The 17,471-nt window shown below is 44.7% G+C and carries 13 protein-coding genes and 1 tRNA gene; 7 read left to right on the forward strand and 7 right to left on the reverse strand.

What is annotated here, in order from left to right; translation table 25 throughout:
• Positions 1 to 25: 25 nt before the first annotated feature.
• Positions 26 to 1,558: an endonuclease Q family protein gene (locus WC882_01215; GenBank protein MFA5842283.1), complete on the reverse strand. Its 1,533-nt coding sequence runs from the start codon at positions 1,556 to 1,558 to the stop codon at positions 26 to 28.
• 47 nt (positions 1,559 to 1,605) lie between these two features.
• Between WC882_01215 and WC882_01220 the strand changes: the two genes are divergently transcribed.
• Positions 1,606 to 3,303, forward strand: a complete 1,698-nt coding sequence (locus WC882_01220) for an S-layer homology domain-containing protein (GenBank protein MFA5842284.1) — start codon at positions 1,606 to 1,608, stop codon at positions 3,301 to 3,303.
• A gap of 3 nt (positions 3,304 to 3,306) precedes the next feature.
• Here the strand turns inward: WC882_01220 and WC882_01225 are convergent, their stop codons facing one another.
• Entirely contained in the window at positions 3,307 to 4,902 is a 1,596-nt protein-coding gene (locus tag WC882_01225) for a peptidoglycan DD-metalloendopeptidase family protein (protein ID MFA5842285.1), read from the reverse strand.
• 249 nt (positions 4,903 to 5,151) lie between these two features.
• Here WC882_01225 and rpmA point away from each other — a divergent pair, with 249 nt between their 5' ends.
• The 3 genes from rpmA to WC882_01240 all read left to right on the forward strand — a co-directional run bounded on the left by rpmA (position 5,152) and on the right by WC882_01240 (position 6,770).
• Positions 5,152 to 5,424 carry a 50S ribosomal protein L27 gene (gene rpmA, locus WC882_01230; protein ID MFA5842286.1) on the forward strand — a complete coding sequence of 91 codons (273 nt, stop codon included), beginning with the start codon at positions 5,152 to 5,154 and terminating at the stop codon, positions 5,422 to 5,424.
• Positions 5,425 to 5,481: 57 nt separating this feature from the next.
• Positions 5,482 to 5,844, forward strand: coding sequence for a bacteriophage holin (locus WC882_01235; GenBank protein ID MFA5842287.1), 363 nt, complete (start codon positions 5,482 to 5,484; stop codon positions 5,842 to 5,844).
• Between the two features lie 173 nt (positions 5,845 to 6,017).
• Entirely contained in the window at positions 6,018 to 6,770 is a 753-nt protein-coding gene (locus tag WC882_01240) for a hypothetical protein (GenBank protein ID MFA5842288.1), read from the forward strand.
• 1 nt (position 6,771) lies between these two features.
• Here the strand turns inward: WC882_01240 and WC882_01245 are convergent, their stop codons facing one another.
• The 3 genes from WC882_01245 to WC882_01255 all read right to left on the reverse strand — a co-directional run bounded on the left by WC882_01245 (position 6,772) and on the right by WC882_01255 (position 10,080).
• Positions 6,772 to 7,350, reverse strand: a complete 579-nt coding sequence (locus tag WC882_01245; GenBank protein ID MFA5842289.1) for a Fe-Mn family superoxide dismutase — start codon at positions 7,348 to 7,350, stop codon at positions 6,772 to 6,774.
• 16 nt (positions 7,351 to 7,366) lie between these two features.
• Entirely contained in the window at positions 7,367 to 9,808 is a 2,442-nt protein-coding gene (locus WC882_01250) for an ATP-grasp domain-containing protein (GenBank protein ID MFA5842290.1), read from the reverse strand.
• A 195-nt stretch (positions 9,809 to 10,003) separates the two neighbouring features.
• A tRNA-His gene (locus WC882_01255) sits at positions 10,004 to 10,080 on the reverse strand.
• Positions 10,081 to 10,228: 148 nt separating this feature from the next.
• Here WC882_01255 and WC882_01260 point away from each other — a divergent pair.
• Entirely contained in the window at positions 10,229 to 10,738 is a 510-nt protein-coding gene (locus WC882_01260) for a vitamin K epoxide reductase family protein (protein MFA5842291.1), read from the forward strand.
• Positions 10,739 to 10,763: 25 nt separating this feature from the next.
• Positions 10,764 to 11,165 carry a hypothetical protein gene (locus tag WC882_01265; GenBank protein MFA5842292.1) on the forward strand — a complete coding sequence of 134 codons (402 nt, stop codon included), beginning with the start codon at positions 10,764 to 10,766 and terminating at the stop codon, positions 11,163 to 11,165.
• Positions 11,166 to 11,444: 279 nt separating this feature from the next.
• Here WC882_01265 and WC882_01270 read toward each other — a convergent pair whose 3' ends face one another.
• Positions 11,445 to 12,383, reverse strand: a complete 939-nt coding sequence (locus WC882_01270; protein MFA5842293.1) for a putative zinc-binding metallopeptidase — start codon at positions 12,381 to 12,383, stop codon at positions 11,445 to 11,447.
• Positions 12,384 to 12,518: 135 nt separating this feature from the next.
• Here WC882_01270 and WC882_01275 point away from each other — a divergent pair, with 135 nt between their 5' ends.
• Positions 12,519 to 13,466, forward strand: coding sequence for a CocE/NonD family hydrolase (locus WC882_01275; protein ID MFA5842294.1), 948 nt, complete (start codon positions 12,519 to 12,521; stop codon positions 13,464 to 13,466).
• On the opposite strand, the gene WC882_01280 is transcribed toward WC882_01275, so the two are convergent.
• Entirely contained in the window at positions 13,463 to 17,455 is a 3,993-nt protein-coding gene (locus WC882_01280) for a hypothetical protein (GenBank protein MFA5842295.1), read from the reverse strand. The two genes, WC882_01275 and WC882_01280, sit on opposite strands and share 4 nt — an antisense overlap.
• Between the last annotated feature and the right edge of the window lie 16 nt (positions 17,456 to 17,471).

Below are 17,471 nucleotides of genomic sequence, written 5' to 3' on the forward strand. Positions count from 1 at the left end.
TTTTCATTTAAATGAGCTACATAATTTATAAACTCTTGACCGGAGACAAAATCATTTTTGACAGCGATTTCATCGATTTGATCAGCAGTGAAGCTATTGTTCGTTTCAAGAGAAAGACAAGCGAGTTCACTCAAAGCATCGCCGACACGTTGCTCTGTGGTTTTGGGTGTTCCGCAACCCACAATAAAGAGGGCTGTTCCCAATAAAATGGACAGGGTAAAAATCTTTTTCGCCATAAAAAGAGAGGGATTAAAGAAAACCAATTCGATTGAATGGGTATAGATTGATCCTTTCAAAAAAGGATGAGGTTGTCAAAAACTTTAATCACTCCGAATTCGCCATCATAACCTCCCTGAACATGCACGAGGCCTTCGCGCATTTTGCGCAAGCCCTCGGCCAAGAGCGAGGAGCCGTGTTTCTCAATATCCGCGAGGGGCGTGTCCAGTAGAATCGTGAATTCACTTCCCAATTCCGAAAGCAGTTTCATATAAAGGGTTTGCACTTTTTTGCTCGAAGGCGCGGTTCCCACCATTTCACTCAAAATCTCAGGCAAAGGGATGATGCTGCGAAACGGTCGAGCGCGCGGTGGTTTTCCTCCAAGAGGTCGGTCCGCCAATGTTTCCACTCGGCTCAGCACGCCAACCGTGACTTTTTTGCCACACACCGGACAAAGGCCTTTATTTTTTAGCGTTTCCTGCGGTTCCATTCGCGTTTGGCACAATCGATGCCCGTCGAGATGATATTTGCCTTCTTCAGGGAAAAATTCGAGGGTTTCTTTGAACGCTTTAAGATCGTTGGTTTGCAAGGCTTTGCGAATCGCAAAATAGGAAAGATCGGTTTCAAATACATTGGCTTCGCGCCCCAGTTTCATGGGGGAGTGCGCATCCGAATTGGAAATGAGAGGAATATTATCGATTTCTGAAATTCTCCCATTCATAGCCGGATCCGAGGAGAGCCCGGTTTCAAGAGCAACAATGTGCGGAGTCAGTTCTTCAAACGCTTCGCGGAGTGAATCAAATCCGGACATCGACCCAAACACGGAAAAATGCGGGGTCCAAATATGAGCCAGTACAAACATCATCTCATCTGAAATCTCGAGCATTTTTTCAAGCAATTTCTTGGCGTCGAGTCCGAGAATCGGCCTTCCATCCGAATGTAAATTTCCAATTTTTTGAAGCGCGGAATTGAGCTTGGCAGCCGATTCAAACGAAGGCGCGTAAATGAGATTGTGAAGTTTTCGCACCCGTCCATTTTTTTTATAAATCGTGCTGATTTCCGCTGACAAAATAAAACGCATAGGCAATCGGCATCGCTCAAAAACCAAAGGCGTGATTTCTTTTTCATACTCGGGTTTCAACTTAAAAAGCCCGGGCGAATCTTCGGCAGGCTCGAGTTTTTCTTGCAATTCATTGAACCATCGCGGATGCGTAAAATCGCCGGTCGCCAACACCGACGTGCCCTTGAGCTGTGCCCACTTGGCCAGATTCACAATATTCATCTCTTTGGACGTGGCCCGAGAGTAGTGCGAATGGACGTGGAGGTCGGCGATAAAGCGCATGGGTTTAGCTTAATGGTATAATCTCCACAAATCCATAAAATCCATTTATGAAAAAAATAAAGTTATATGCGTTGGCCGTTTTTCTATTGATTGGGATCCCTATTTCCGTCGCGTTTGCTTTTAACGATACTTCCGGGAGCAGAAATGAACCAGCCATCAACTATCTCTATGAAAAAGGAGTTATTGAAGGGTATGACGATGGAAGTTATAAACCAAACTATAAAATCAACCGAGCGGAATTTACAAAAATTCTCATCGAATCAAAATATCCGGGGGGAGCAACCGGTTCCGATTGTTTTTTGGACGTGGAAGGGGATTGGTATGCGAAATATGTCTGCTACGCGAAACAACTGAATATCGTGGACGGCTATGACGATGGGACATTCGGCCCGGCTAATTACATCAATTTGGCTGAAGCCCTTAAAATCGTTTTGGAAACGTATGATATTCAATTGACGCAATCTTCTGAGAGTTGGGCTTGGTATGTGACTTATGAAAGAACGGCCGAGGATTTGGATCTGTTTAATTACATCTATAGCGACATTGACGACGAAATCAATCGCGGAGAAATGGCTCAATTGGTTTACAACGTGGAGATGTATTTGGAGGGGGAAAATGGGGATGATGTAGGAGATGATACGAACGACGATGGCTTAACATTTGACGAGAATACGAATGCAACATTCATCCCGAATGTGGCAATATTGGAATTCGATGGAGATGATGAATGCAGATATTCAAACGGTAATGTTCGTGGAGATTGTGTTGTCGAGAAATTTTATGAAAACCACGATGATGATTATGATGTCATCATGGTTATAGATGCGGGTGATTATGAAGGGAAATACAATGGTGAATCTGGTTTTAATGTTCGCAGATATATGCCTACGAATGTAGGTAAAGTAGAAGACTGCGATGATACCTGCCAAGAGGAATATCCAGAACGTTTAAGGTACAGGCAACAAATTGGCGATAGCTGGAAAGATAGTGCTGATAGCATATTTATTCATGAACTTGGACATACTTGGGGGGTTGGTTGGATTACAGGGAGTGATTCAATTTACGAAACATGTTATGAAGATGAACCTTGGGTAGAATATGCTTTTGAAAATGGTCATTGGACAGAATTATTTCAAGCCGGAAGGTCCGGAGTAATGGCTTATATAATGAATTCTGTAAGCGAAGGAGAAAAGACAGGAATTCCACAAGGGATTTTGACGGACAATCATGATGGTACTTTTACTCATTCTTTCGAGGCCGATCCTGCAACAACCAGGGAGTCTCTTACCTTTAATTATATGGATTTATACGCCATGGGTTTGATGAGTGAAGAGGAATTGGCAACAAAAGAAATTTACGTAGTTATGGATCCGATTGAGATAGGAGAGGATCTTTATTCCGGCACAAGATATGATTTGACCTTGGATGATTTCAAAAATCTTCTTCTGAAAAAAGAGGAGTGTGAAGGGACAGGTTCGAATTATTATTACACCGGCGACGGAAGTCGACAGTTGGATGAATATGATAATGGTAAGGAATTGGCGGAAGATTTTAATGTGGCAATCGTTTTAATCAAATATCCCGAACAAGAAATATCGATGGAAGACGCCTACACGATTTGCGAACGCGTAAATTATGACTGGCCTAATTCGTGGAGTATAGCTACCTATGGATTATCCACGGTCAATATGAATTTAACGGGGGAAGATCCTTCCCCGGATTGCGCGGAGCTGTATTCGGAATAACATCTATTTCACCCCCTGCGTCCAGAAATCGCTCTGATTAATCTCGTCCGTCACGATGTCCGGCAAACTGTCTTGAATGGTTTCTTCAAACGCTTCGATATTTTCTTCCGTGACATCTGCGGGATTAACGTTTTCTTCTTCAAGCGCATTTTCAAGTTGTGTTTGCAGTAGACTTAAATATTTTTCAGGCAACGAATCAAACGGCACTTCATCCAACGGTAAATATTCGAGTGGATCCACGCGAACCCCATTTTGAAGCACTTCAAAATGAAGATGCGCGCCCGTGGTTTGTCCTCCGGCGCCGGGCGTGCCGGGAGTCCCTCCGGTTAAAGCAATCATTTGTCCTCTTTGTACAAAATCGCCTTGTCGAACCAAGGCCGCGGAAATATGTCCATACAATGTCATCACTCCTTTTTCATGCGCAATAATAATGTAGCCGTAACCCAAGCGCGTCTTGGCATCTGAAGACGCGGCGGTATCATTCACCAAATAAACCACCCCATCCGCCGGCGCATAAATCACAGACCCCTGCGGGATTCGAACGTCCATGGCATGATGCACCATTCCAAACGTGGCGATATATCCTTGGTCGTCAAAATAAGCCGTGAGTCCCATTTCCGGCGACACGGGCCAATCGAGTTGTAAAAAATCCGCAGCCTCGGAATTTAAAAACGTGGTGCCGCTGTCCGAATTGATTTGATTTAAAACCGCAAGCTGATCCGGGGAAAGGACGTCCACCGTGATACGATCCGTGAGCGCGTCGATATTGGTTTGGTACAGATTGATTTCATTCAAAATCGCATCCTCCGCCTCCTTATACGACGCAAATAATTCCCGATAAATTTCATCGCTGTTTTCGGTTTCTTTGAGAAGATTTTCTTTGCCCTCCAATTCCGCCGCAAGATTGCGGTATTCGCCATTGAGACTCTCTTTGAGAGAATTTAATTGATTTCGTTTGACCAACAATTCATAGTTTTGTTGTTTGATTTTGCGTTTGGCTGTTTCAAGTGCAGAAACCATCTCCACGGCCTGGGTTTCCAAGAACGAGATGTAGGTCCCGTTTTGGAGGACTTTGGATGCCGTATCATTTTGAAAAAGAATTTTGATGTCTTGCGCTTGATTCAGATCGTCGTAATAGAGATTTTTTTCAAAGTAAAGCAGGAGAAGATAAGAAGAAAGCGCGTCTTTTTGGCTTTCCAATTGAACTTGATTGAATTCGAGCGCTTCCAAGGTTTCGATGATGTCTTGTTCTTTTCCCGCGATTTGGATTTCAACATTGGTGATTTTTTCTTGCGTTTCCGTGGCCATGCCGTCCAATTGCGCCACTTGGCCTTTTAACGAGGCAATGGCGGCTCGATTTTCTTCAATCGATGCGCGGGTGTCTTCCATTTTATCCTCAAGAGAATTGTAGTTTTGTTGAGATTGGCCGATGTAATTTTGGAGACGAATCAACAGATAAGCATTTCGAATCGTGGAGGAGGGGAGGGTGCTCAAATAATCACTCATGGCACTGTTGGAGGAGTCATCCGTTGAAGTCTCATTGGAGGACACTGTGGCGGTTGAAGTTGAAGTGGTTGTCGTTTCCTGGGCAAAAGCCATTGAATTTCCAAAAACGCCGGTCAACAGGAATATCACAAGGACAATCCCTGAAAAAATACGTAGTCGGAGCCGAGAAAGAGAAAGAATCATAAGTCAGGATCATTCGTCAATAATTCATCACTCCATTATACCTGATTTACAGATTAAAATCCAGCTCAACCCTTTGTTTGCGCATTTTTCTCTTGAAAAGAAGAGAAATTTCTTATAAAGTAACCCCGTTCGGAGTAAAAAATCTTAAATTAATCTGTTATGGCGCATATTAAAGCAGGAGGTTCTACAAAAAACGGGCGAGACTCTCAGGCGAAACGCCTTGGGGTAAAACTCTTTGCAGGCGAAACCGTCCGAGCGGGCGGGATCATCATTCGACAGCGCGGCACCGTGTACGAACTCGGGGAAAATGTTGATTTCGGATCCGATCACACCATTTTTGCTTTGAAGGAAGGAAAGGTTTCATTTCATCAAAAACGGGTTACGAAATACGACGGACGTGTTTTTAGGAAAACGTTTGTAAACGTGAATTAATTTGGTTTTAAAAAAGCCCTTTTGGGGCTTTTTTTATATCTTTTTAACCCTCTCTTTATGAAATTGAAAGTCCATGCTTTCGCAATGGCTGTCGGGGTTTATTGGGGTGTCTGCGTAATGGTTTGCACCCTGTTGGCCGTTTACACCGGTTATTTGAACGATATGATGCAACTCTTGGTTGGTATTTATCCGTGGTATCAAGTCACGGTGGCTGGCGCATTCATTGGATTGGGAATCGGGTTAGTCGATGGGTTCATCGCAGGTATGATTTTTGCTTGGCTTTATAACCTCATGGCCAAACATTGTTGCTGTAAAGGAAGTTGCTGCCAAGATATATGTTGCAAGGACGCTTGTTGTGAAAAAGAAGGGAAAAAAGAAGATTGTTGCGGAGGAAAGGGGAAGAAATGCTGTGGAAAATAGTAAAAAGGGAGAATTATAAAAATAAGCGGGAGGGGAAATTTTTGTGAGCATTTTTAAGGAAGAGGACATGAGGATCATGTATCCGAGTGTCCGACTCCCATGCGAACAAAAATTCTTTCCTTCCGTTTATTTTTTTGAATTGTGTGATGAATAAAAATATGTAAAATGACCTTATGGGCGATCTGGACATGTTTTCATTCGGCGAGGGCACCGATGGTGCGATCAGCGCGGAAAAAGTGCGTGAATTTCAGGCACGCATGGCGCGGAATGCTCAACAAATGGTGGTGGCTCGTCAACAGGAACAAAAGCAAAAGAAAAAAGAGGACAAGCTCGTGGCGATTTTATTGAAATTCATTCAAACCAATACTAAACCCGACATCACATTATTGGTGTCCCGGTGTTTTGAGCAAAACATTCCCGCGGTTTTTATTTTGGCCATCATTTTGTTAGGCAATAAAGACATTCAAGAAGAAATGGGCATCCATTTACAATTAAAAGGGGATGAAAATGGAGAAGAAGCGACCGGTGAACCGCTGACGCAACAAGAACAAAAAGGGCGCGTCCAAGTCTCAGACCTTCAAAAAGAAGAAATAAAAACCGCGCTTGTGGCCTTTGGAGAAAATTCCGCCTTGCCGCTCAAGATGCGGCTCGAAATTGATTTGTGGGGCCGAAGCATGTTCGATGCCGCGTCTCCCATCCCGGAACGGATTTTAAAAACCGCGCTTGAGTTCAACGAAGACCCGGAAGCTGCGCCTTTGCCCAAGGACGTGGTGATTCAACTTGCGGCGTTTATTCTCAGAGATTATTTCGCAGACCATGGCGTCAAACAACCGTTCGAAAACGTACGCAACTTCGCCGAATTCTTAATGAAAGGCTTGATGGTCAAGCTCAAGGATCAGGTAAAAGGACAGAGACAGCTCAAATAAATTACAACCGTGCCTCCACTTTTGCCCAATCGATGCTTTTGAAAAACACCTCAATATAGTCGATGCGTTTGGTGCCGTAATCGACCATGAACGCGTGTTCAAAAACATCCATCACCAGCAGGGGGGTCGCGCCGGCCAAATGCCCGACATCGTGTTCGTTGATCCAAACATTGAACAATCGATCTGCGGCTTTATCATGGAATAAAATCACCCAGCCGATCCCGCGCATGGTGCCTTTGGCTTTAAAATCCGCGAGCCAATTTTCGAAGGACCCAAAATCACGCGCGATTTTCGCGCTCAATGCAGACGACGAGACAAGCGCCGAGGGCGTCTTGGTCAGATTTTCAAAATACAATTCGTGCAAGCGCATGCCATTGAATTCCCAGCCAAATCGGCGTGAAAGCTCGGCGTATTCGGGGGTGGCGGTTTTGCCTTGGGCCAAAAGCTCAGCTAAAAGCATCGCCAATTTATTGGTGTTCGTCACATACCCTTGATAAAGGGTGAAGTGAGTTTTGAGTAAATTTTCACTCAGGCCAGGAAGGCCAAGGAGTGAGGTGTAATCTTGAGGAGCATAGTCCATAAAAAGAGAGTTAAAATTATTTTTTATACCATTCAACGGTCATGCGGATGATTTCTTCGAGAAGCGGGCCATAATCAATGCCCACGAGTTTCGAAGCCGCGACAATCCCTCTGTTTTCATTGAAAGTGAGCCACGGATTGGGGTTGAGTTCGATCACATAAGGATTGCCGTCCGCATCCACTTTGACCTCAACCTTTCCATAATCATGACAATCAAAAATGGTGTACGTGTCGAGCGCAATTTCCGTGATGAGCGCCTCGAGTTTTTTGGGGATGTTTTTGGCCGGGAGTTGATAGTGAACTTTGTTGGCCAATCCTTCGCCGCTCCATTTCATACCATACGTATAGAGATGCCAATCTTTTTTCGGGAAATCGTCAAAGATGGATCGTGCAAGAGGAAGAACTCTAAGATTGGACCGGTTATTTCCTAAAATAAAAACTTCATATTCATCGCCTTCGATGTATTCCTCGATGAGGGCGGGGCGTTCCAGTTTTTTAAGAATAAGATTCGTTTGTCGATTGAGTTCTTTTTTATTTTTCACCACCGATTCATTGGAAATCCCAAACGAATAATCCGTATTCCCGGGTTTAACAATCATGGGGTATTTAAGCTCGTCCTCAATTTCTTCATCGGGATCATATAAATAATCCCACGCCGGGGTCGGGATCTCATGATAAGTGAGAAGTTTTTTAAATCGAATTTTGTCGGCTGAAAGCGAAAGAGTAAGCGAGTCGGAGCCGGTGTAAGGAATTTGGAGCGAATCGAGAAATCCTGCGATGTGAGGACGATTTTCAGGGATATTATAAAGGCGATCCGCGACATTAAAAACAAGGTCAACATCTCCTTTTTTGAGACGATCCATAACCGCCCCAAAATCATTCAGGTTGAGTATCACCACATTGTAACCAATGGCTTTGAGCGTTTTTTCAATCTCGAGCGCCATTTCAGTGAGGCAAATCTCAATGCGATCGCTCGGGGCGGAATAAATATTGCAAAGCAATCCGATGCGCAACTGTCGTTGAGGCGTTCCAATGCGCTTGAGAACTTCAATTTTTCGTGCGCGGAATGCCATATTTTTATGCGCCAAAACCGCGGAGGAAAATCGATTTTTCCGTTCGGTTTTTCCAAGGAATGATGCGGCATCGAATTTGACCACCTTAAAATCAATGAGCTTGAGCGTGGCATCGAGATTGTCCTTGGCATCAAGGAGGTTTTCCCCCGAAACCGTGAGCCATCCCAAATGCTCGAATCCTTCCGGCGGGAGAAATATCGTGTCGCCGATGGTTTTATAAATTTGGACTTCTTCGATGAATTTGTATTTTTTAATATCTTCGGGAACATCGAGTTCAACGAGTACCCCGGAATCTTCGGGATGAAGATCCCAACCAATGATGTATTTTTTGGGGGCTTCCTGCGGTTCGATTTTAAAATAATCGCCGATCGCGATACGCACCGCGTATTCGATGAGGTCGATGCCCCAGGCGCTTTTGGTGTAGGAATACACATAATCGCCGCCCATTCTCATGTTCACTTCAATGGGATAAACGCCTTTTTTCCCATATTTGGCCTCAAAATGGATACAACCGTTTTGAATGCCAAGCTTTTCAAGCATTTCTTCCGCGGTTTCAACGAGCTCTTCTTGCACTTTGACAGGCAAACTGGAGGGGATAGCCTGTCCGCTATCCACAAAAAAGATGCCTTTGCTTTTATTATAATTGTCCGCAATGGAAACGAATTTCACTTTTCCGTTTTGGAGCAAAATGTCGATGTCCGTTTCATCGCCATCAATGAATTCTTCCACAAAAATATCAAGCCCGTCCGCCAGGGCCGATTCAAAACCCGTAGAAATGTTATTGCGCACATATTGGTACATGGTTTCGAGCAGCTCTTTGCTTTCGACTTTAATGACAAACGCGCTGCTGGACCCGTAGGCCGGTTTGAGAATCACGGGAAATTCAAAATGCTTTTTGATAAAATCGAGATCTTCCGGGGTGCGAACGAGGTGATGCTTCGGCGCGTTGATGCCTTGTTCGGCGCAAAAGTCGCGGAATAGATATTTATTGCGAATACGTCGCGCAATATTGAAAGGAATTCCGATAAGATTGAATCGATCTACGATTTTTGCGGTCAATAAAACATCGTCTTCCCAAAAAGTAACCACACCCTCGATCTTGACCTCGGGATGAGTGGAGATAAAAAGCTGAATGGCTTGAAGCGCTTCATTATGATTGAAAGTATCCGACACAATCCAATGGTCCACATAAGGCTGAGCCCATGCCGGTTTTTCTTTATTGAGAACCACCACGCAAAGGCCGAGTTTTTTAAGGCGTTGAACCGTGAATCGTTTTTTGATGGACCCGGTGTTGACCAACAAGATCGTTCTTCCGTGCAAAGGGCCGTGTGTGTTATTGCCGGAGGTGGGGTCGATGATTTTTACCGCGGAATCTGTTTTTGTCATAAAAGAGTTAAAAAATAAGATTAAAAATGTTCAACTTTTAAAGAGTTGGGATTCGTAAAAAAACCGGGACGATGAGTGGATGAAACATTAGGTTCATCGGGAGGCTCGCTGTCTTCGGGAGTGAAATCGGAAGGGTTCATATGTCATGTCTATTTTCCCTGCCCCACGCAAAATGTCAAAAGATTTTTGTGCCTATGGGGTGGATAGTGGGGTTCGAACCCACGACCTTCGGAGCCACAATCCGACGCTCTAACCAGCTGAGCTATACCCACCATAAAAAGAACAGGGGTATTGTACGATGCCGCGCCTTGGAGAGCAACGGAATTTGGCCTAAACGATTAAAGATAATTTTTAGCAAGGGAAACCTTTCGACTTTAAGAAGGATTTTTGGTAAAATTTTTCCGATTTAATCCTTATGAAATGGTTACAATTTCAATCAAAGAGGCCTTGAACGCGAGTCAAAGACGTGGCCGTGTTTTGTTGAAATGGGTACAATTCATCAATCTTCTCGGCTTTGCGATTGCCGCTTATTTAACCTATCTTCACTTCAATCCAACACAAGAAGCAGTCTGCCACATCAATGATTATTTGAATTGTGAAGTCGCCAATAGCAGCTCCTATTCGACCCTTTGGGGAATCCCGGTCGCAATGCTTGGACTCGCGGCTTATCTGCTTTTATTTGAGATGGGGCGAGCGATTTTAAAGGAGAAAAAATGGATTCGTCCCATTGGATTGCGCTCTGTAAAAGGGATCCTGGTCGGGATGTTTTTGCTCGCAGGCGCAGGAACGCTTTTTTCATTGTACCTGACGTATGTTGAATTTTTTATTTTGGGAGCCTTATGTGTTTTTTGTCTCGCGCAACAAATTTTAATTTTTTTGGAAGTTTTGCTTTTGGGGCGTATTTTGATATTAAATAATCGTTCTCAATAATTTTTATTTTCTTAATTTTTCTTTTATGAAAAAAATAGGCGCTTTTGCAGGATTGTGTTTAGTGGTGTTGATGTTGGTTGGATGTAAAACAACCGGAACCATAGGGGATAATAACGGTGCGATTGATTCTTTCGCCAAGTGTTTAACGGATAACGGGATGGCTTTTTATGGAGCGTATTGGTGCCCTCATTGTCAAGATCAGAAAAAAATGTTTGGAGACGCTTTTCAATATGTGAATTATGTGGAATGTGATGCCGGAGGAGAAAATGCACAACCCGAAGCCTGTGTGGCGGCCGGGATTCAATATTATCCCACTTGGATCAATGCCGCGGGGGAAATGGAAAATGGAGCCCAATCGTTCGAAGATTTAGCAACAATGTCCGGTTGCACGGCCCCGGAAACAGCCGCGACAACGGAAGAGGAGTAGAAGAATTAAATCTAACGAGCAGGAGGGATGGGACTTTTGTGAGAATTTTTAAGGAAGAAACGTCGAGAAAAATATCAATCAAGGTGAGACGAGAAAAATTGAGCGCACGGAGGAGCAAACGATTCGGGTCTCGTGGGCCCTGAATCGGCTTGCGACGAAGTTTAGCGAATTTTTTTGAAGTCGAACATCAGCTTGGAGGGGTTCTTCCCGAAAGGGGAACCTTCGGTGCCCCTTTCGTATACGGAAAAACCCCCGCCCTCCCTTGAGTCAGGGGTTTTTCTAAGATGAATCTTCAAGGGGTTGCCGAGTCGGAACCCAACAATCCTCAGACTCTAAAATTTTGAATCAGAGGACGCCCGAGAGCATCCAAAATGACTCTAACGAGAAATCTTTCAGCGTGATGTCGTACACGCGGACGTTCGCCTCCCGAATCGGAGGCAGCTTTTCGTTGTCGAGATCAAATTCCACACCGTCAAACACAATTTCTTCCATGAATTCATACTTGGTCTTGAGATCGGTATTAAGGGCGGCATAAAAACGAAACAACGGTCCGTGAAGAATGTAAGCGGCATACGTATCCGCAAAATCCTCAAACGGAGAAGTCATGGCATATCCCGAGATAAAACCGGTTTCAAGTGATGTAAAAGAACTGTTGTTTTCCCAGCTGATGGAATAAAATTCCGCGCTAGGGTCGCCAGTATACACAGGAGTGCCACGGTCGTCAAATGAAGTTTTTTCAACAGGAGTAAAATCGGAATTTTGGAGCAATCCGGTGTCTGTGACGTGCCCCATTTCATGGAGCAAGACCGCAACCAATTCGTCTTCTCCCATCCCGGTACAGCGAAGGATGAGGGTATTTCCTCCGGCTAATCCGCGTCGAGAATCGGGATCAAAACTCAAAGTCAGGTTATGCACGGCGGCCACTTGATCTTCGGGAAGGATATTGAATGTTTTGGCCACGAGATTTTCACACCAATCCAGGGTTTCAACATTGACATTTCCGACGGTGGTATAAGGAATGGAAAGAGAAATGAAACCGCCGGATATCCCTGATTGATTTTGGGCCTCACGATCGGATCCGGCGGCTTCGGATGCCGCATAAGAATAAAGAGAAGATAACGTAGAATCTTTTGCACTCGCCACACTCACCAACGGCGAAGCGGAATAGAATAAAAATTGAGCGAGTAGGGCGGTGAGAATGAGAGGGCGTTTGAGCATTTAAAAAGCGCGTCAAATAAATGGAAACGGCGCTTTTGTTTGGATGTTTGTTTAAGGATTTAGCTTAGATGTTAAATTAAATTTTGTCAATAGAGATTTCTAATATGAATAAGCGGGAAGCGGTTATATAAGGATATGGAAAAAAGATCGATAAAAATACTTGTTTTAGGATTAGTGACCAGTCTTTTACTCGGAGCCGGAGTGGGCGCAGGGGTTTATTTTTATACTGAGAATATTTCGGATGTGAGCCCGCAAGTCACGCTTGAAGAAAAAGGAGAGATGGATGGCTATGATTATGAGAAATTTTGGATTCAAAATCCCACCAGCGGAGCGAATTTATTGGCCACGATTCGTTTTCCGAAATTGGAAACCGGAGAAAAAGCCCCTTTTATTTTGTTTGTGCCCGGAGGAACGGCTCCGGGAAATGATTTGGATCAGGATCCAATGGGTGTTCAATTGCTGGAAAAAGGATATGGAGTCGCTTATTTTGATTCGGACGGACGCGGCCAAAGCGAGGGCGAAGAAAATTACAACGGGACTCTTGGCCAAGACGGTATGCACGCGGTTTTGGTTTATCTTACTTCTCGAGAAGAAGTGGATGCGGAACGGATCGGAATTGTGAGTTTTTCTTATGGAATCACCCTGGCTTCCGGAATGCTGGCGCGGTATGCCGATGACCCGAAGGTGGCATTTTACATCGATTGGGAAGGCCCGAGCGCTCGCGAATACACCAATATGGGATGCCGGAGTAAAGAGAACGACACCGAAGGCATTGCTTGGAAAAATTGTGACGATAACGAATGGTGGCTCGAGCGCGAAGCCGTGGATTTTTTAGATAAAATCACCGTCCCTTATTTACGGATTCAAAGCGAAGTGGATCATGTTCAAAAAAGCAATGAGCACGCGATCACGGCCATCAATGCCGCAACCAATGGAGTGTCTCCGTGGACCCGAGTGAATGGCTCCGAAAATCCAATCAACACCACTTACACTATGGGAAATCCACCCCAATGGCTCCCGGACCGCAGTGGCAAAAGCCATGTCGTGGAGTATGTGGAGGAAATGGCGGGGATGTTTTTCTAGAATATCCACCAGCCATCTTTGGCTTCTTCAAGGCGTTTTTTCCAATATTCGGTGTAATCTTTTTTCGCCGCTTCTTCAGTGGCCGGATCTTTTAAGGCTTTCAAGATAGCGGCACTCGTTACTTGTTCTTGTCCCATTTCCTGTTCTTTGACCACTTTAGAGTCATAGTCATCGGACAAAGGCTCTTTGGTGGGATATTTGGGATAAACTTTTTTGGCGTATTCGGTTTCATAAATGGCTTTGAATTCATCGGAGAGTCGATTTTGCTCAACTTCAAACGATTTTCCGGTTGGCAGGGTGATGACAGGTTTTCCGGCATCCGGATTGGATTTAATCCAATCGGAGTAATCGGGAAAATCAATACTTGCCGGGACTTCATCGGGCCCAATGGCGGACTGGAACCAACTTCCGGTTCCTTTTGTATTTGCATGAGCTTGGAGCACAATGCTGTCCACCTTATCTTGGAACGCCATAAAATACGCACGTTCTTTCGGTTCCAAATGGCGGCCCGGTTCATTCATGAACGCGGTCTTGGAATAAAGGAGTTTCATCACCGCATTGATCCCCACGCTCGGGTGATCCCATCCATTGTAATTGAATTTTTCATAATAGGCCCTTGCGTCACGCATTAGAGAAAAATAATCCGGAGTATATCCCATGCGTTCAAGTCCGGAATAAATATTTCTAAATTCTCCTTCCGTAATTTCTTTTGTGGAATCTTGGGTGCATTCTTTAACCCGTTTGGCCAATCGATCGTTCATGGCTTTTGCATCGCGAAGATAACGATTGGCAAAATTAATATGCAAAGCATCCATTTCACGCGCTTGCTCGGTTTTGGATTTTTTGGAATAAAGGAGATCCATGAGTTGGCGTTTGTAATCCGTTAAAATTTCTTCTTGTTTGTACGTGACCAACGATTTCCATGAGCCTTCTTCGATGTTATCGAAAAGTCCGGCCACTCCGGGAAGGAGATTGAAAGGGGTAATTTTAGCCCCGGCTGCATTGAATTGATTGCTTAAATCTTTAAAGCAATCGGAAAATTCCGGGCAATTGCGAATGGATTCCACGTGGTCATTGACCCATTGTTCGGAAAGTTCAAGACTGCGATATTCCATGATATGAGTCACGGGATCGACTTCAACGATTGCGGTGAAAGAATAGGACATTCCCGGATACCATGTGAGTTCAAAAGCCCACGCATTGCCGGGGACAGGTTTAATACTATACATTTTTTCTTGGCCTTTGAGCTCGGGGCGTGCCGCTTGCAGAATGCCTTCCAAATCCGGAGAGCGGTGTTCTTGCTCTTGCCATCGATCAAAGGTCAAAATTTTGTCGAATTCGGGTTTGGCGGCTTGAAGTTCGTTCCAAGAAGCGCCGTTTCGAACAAATTTTTCCCAAAGTTCGGAGGCCAATCCATCGACTTGGGTTGCATTTTTTTCCGTGCGACCCACTATGGCCATCATTTCACGTTTAACGTATTCATTGTAATCGTAATAAGCATCCCCTTTTGCAGGTTCAAATGTCTGGCGAATGAGCGGAGCTGTGAGTCTCGTGTATTGTTGTTGCAGGAAAAAGAAACAGCGTTGATGGTCGGGATTGGATTTTTCGGCAAATCCCGGGAAGTTGAGCGTTCCAAGTTCTTTAATGAACGGCTCGCGCACCGTATTATAAGAAGCGGAATATCCAAAGGTACGAAATTTTTCAACCAATTCTTGAGCCGCTTTTTCATCTTTTGAAACTCGAGTTGCATCCAATTCATTGGGTAAATCCTTGAATTTTCTCAAGAAATCTCCGATCGTGGATTCATATACTTTTTTGGTTTGTTGCGCGGCATCGGGGCCCGAGGGATTTGCTTTTTTCAATTCCGCTCGATATAAATCGAGAATTTCTCCTTGTTTGAACGAGATAAACGCGTGCCATTGGTCATTGGCGCTGTCCGGCCATTCGGCATCAGCCCAGGTCCAAGACATAAAGATGTCGCTGGCGCCGCGGAGCCAAGGGCTTAATTTTTCTCCGGCCCCTTGGAGTTTGTCAAAAAGCGCATTGAATTCGGTCAAAGATTCAACATTTTCCACTTTTTTATCAATCGAGGCTTCATTGAGAGGAGGGAGTTCGGTGAAAATATAGGCTTTGGTCGAGGGGTCGTAATAACATTTAAAAGGATCCCCATTCGTCGTGCCTTCAATCATTCTGGTGGGGTAGGTGCTTAGATCCCCGACAGAAGTGATTTCAACGGGGAAGCGATAAAGCGCGCTGGTTGGCGTTTCAGTCAACATCATGACCAAGGCTTCTTTTTGTAAATTTTGAGTAAATTCTTTTCCCGAGACCTCTTTTCCGTTGCAAGAAATGGTAAGCTCGTTCGCTGAGGTAGGTTTAACTTTTAATTTTAATTTGGGATTCATTTCTCCACCCAAGGAATAATCCAGCCCGCTCGGATAGGAAACCGTCCACACGCCTTGTTCATAATAAAGGGCGGTTGGATCCACCATCAGACCGTTTGTTTTTAAGAGATACGCGGTTTTTAAGGGTAAATACCTGTTCATGTCCGCGAGTATGGTTTTGGATTTTTCAAGATTCGCTCCGGTTCCGACTTCAAAGTCAAAGTAGACGGGACCAAGAGGAGGTTTTCCTTCTTCTACGATCATTTTGCTTGGATCTTCAAGTATGTAATGCACGGATCCACTCGCATCCACGGTTCGAGTGAAGGGGAGAGGATAGCCGCACACGGTAGCCGTGTTTTTTGCGGAATCCAACTCAAGTCCAACCCCTTCAAATCCGGGGATTTCGTAAAGTTCTCTTTCTTGAGGGTTTTTAGGTGTTGATTTTTCTACGGCCACCTCACCGGCTCCGATGGCTCCGGCACCGGCTTTGGCCGCCGGTCCATCTCCGGTTCTTTGTTGAGCCTCGGTTCGCGCTTCAGCCCTAGCTTCGGTTCCCGCAACGGCGGAAGGATCAAATCCCTCGGAAAACACCACATCGGACAAAGTGAAATTTTCGTATTTTCCCGCGAATCCATAATTGGTTTCCAATGTTTGCAGTCCGGCTTTTTGATCTCCATCTCCCACTTTTTTACACAATTGTTTCATGATTTTATACAATCCTTCCCCGTTCGATTCTTTAAAGACCTCATCCGGGATTCCGAGCCCAATCGCCCGGCGTTTCAATGCCGCCATATCGATTTTTCCTTTGCGTGCGGATTTATAAGCGTCAAGAAAAGCATCGAATTTAATGCTTCCCATGGTGAGTGACGTTTGTAAAATCGCGGTATCGATGGAAGGATCTCCCTTGAATTGATCCACAAATGCGGAAATTTTAGTCCCGATTTTTGGGTCGCCTTGGATCCATTCTCTTCCGTTTTGAAAAAGAGTTTTTCCATTGGGCGTAAAAATTTGACTGGCGAAATTAATCACAGTACCCAGCAGACCCGCTTGCACAAGAGGTTTGGCCCATTTGCCATGCGTGTCATGAGTATAAAGGAGGTACCCGGTATAAACAGCCACTACGGCAGAGAACATGGATGCCCACGGATGGTTTTTAAATGTTTCGCGCGCTTTCTCTCCCACTCCTTTCATATAGTTACTACAAACATCTTGTTTAAGTTCGGCGCTTTCTTCTTTAAAGTCTTTGAGTTCGAGTTGTTGTGATTTAATCAGTTCGGTGATCTTGGCAAGAGTGGCTCGGGCCCAGTCGGAATGAGCCGCATCCTTATTGGAAAGAAGGGGAAGCAGTTTTTCTGTAATCACTGGAGCTGCACTAAAGACCCATTCCATTTCTTTAATTTGAGCCGCGGTGGGCGGATTGGATTCATTCCACGTCTCATAATCAATGCCATTGGTTTGGCAAGTCGCCGCCATGCGGCGCACTTTGGCGCCACCCCCGAGATCGTCTTCAATGGAAGAGCGAAGGGTATTCAGTTCATTGCGGGTGGCATCGGGCGTATTTTTTGGAAGGTCGACATTAAGGTCGAATTTTTCCGGAGTGGTAGCCATAATGAAAAGGTTTAAA

Source organism: Candidatus Gracilibacteria bacterium, from assembly GCA_041658685.1.
GTDB lineage: Bacteria > Patescibacteriota > Gracilibacteria > UBA1369 > UBA12473 > JBAZZS01.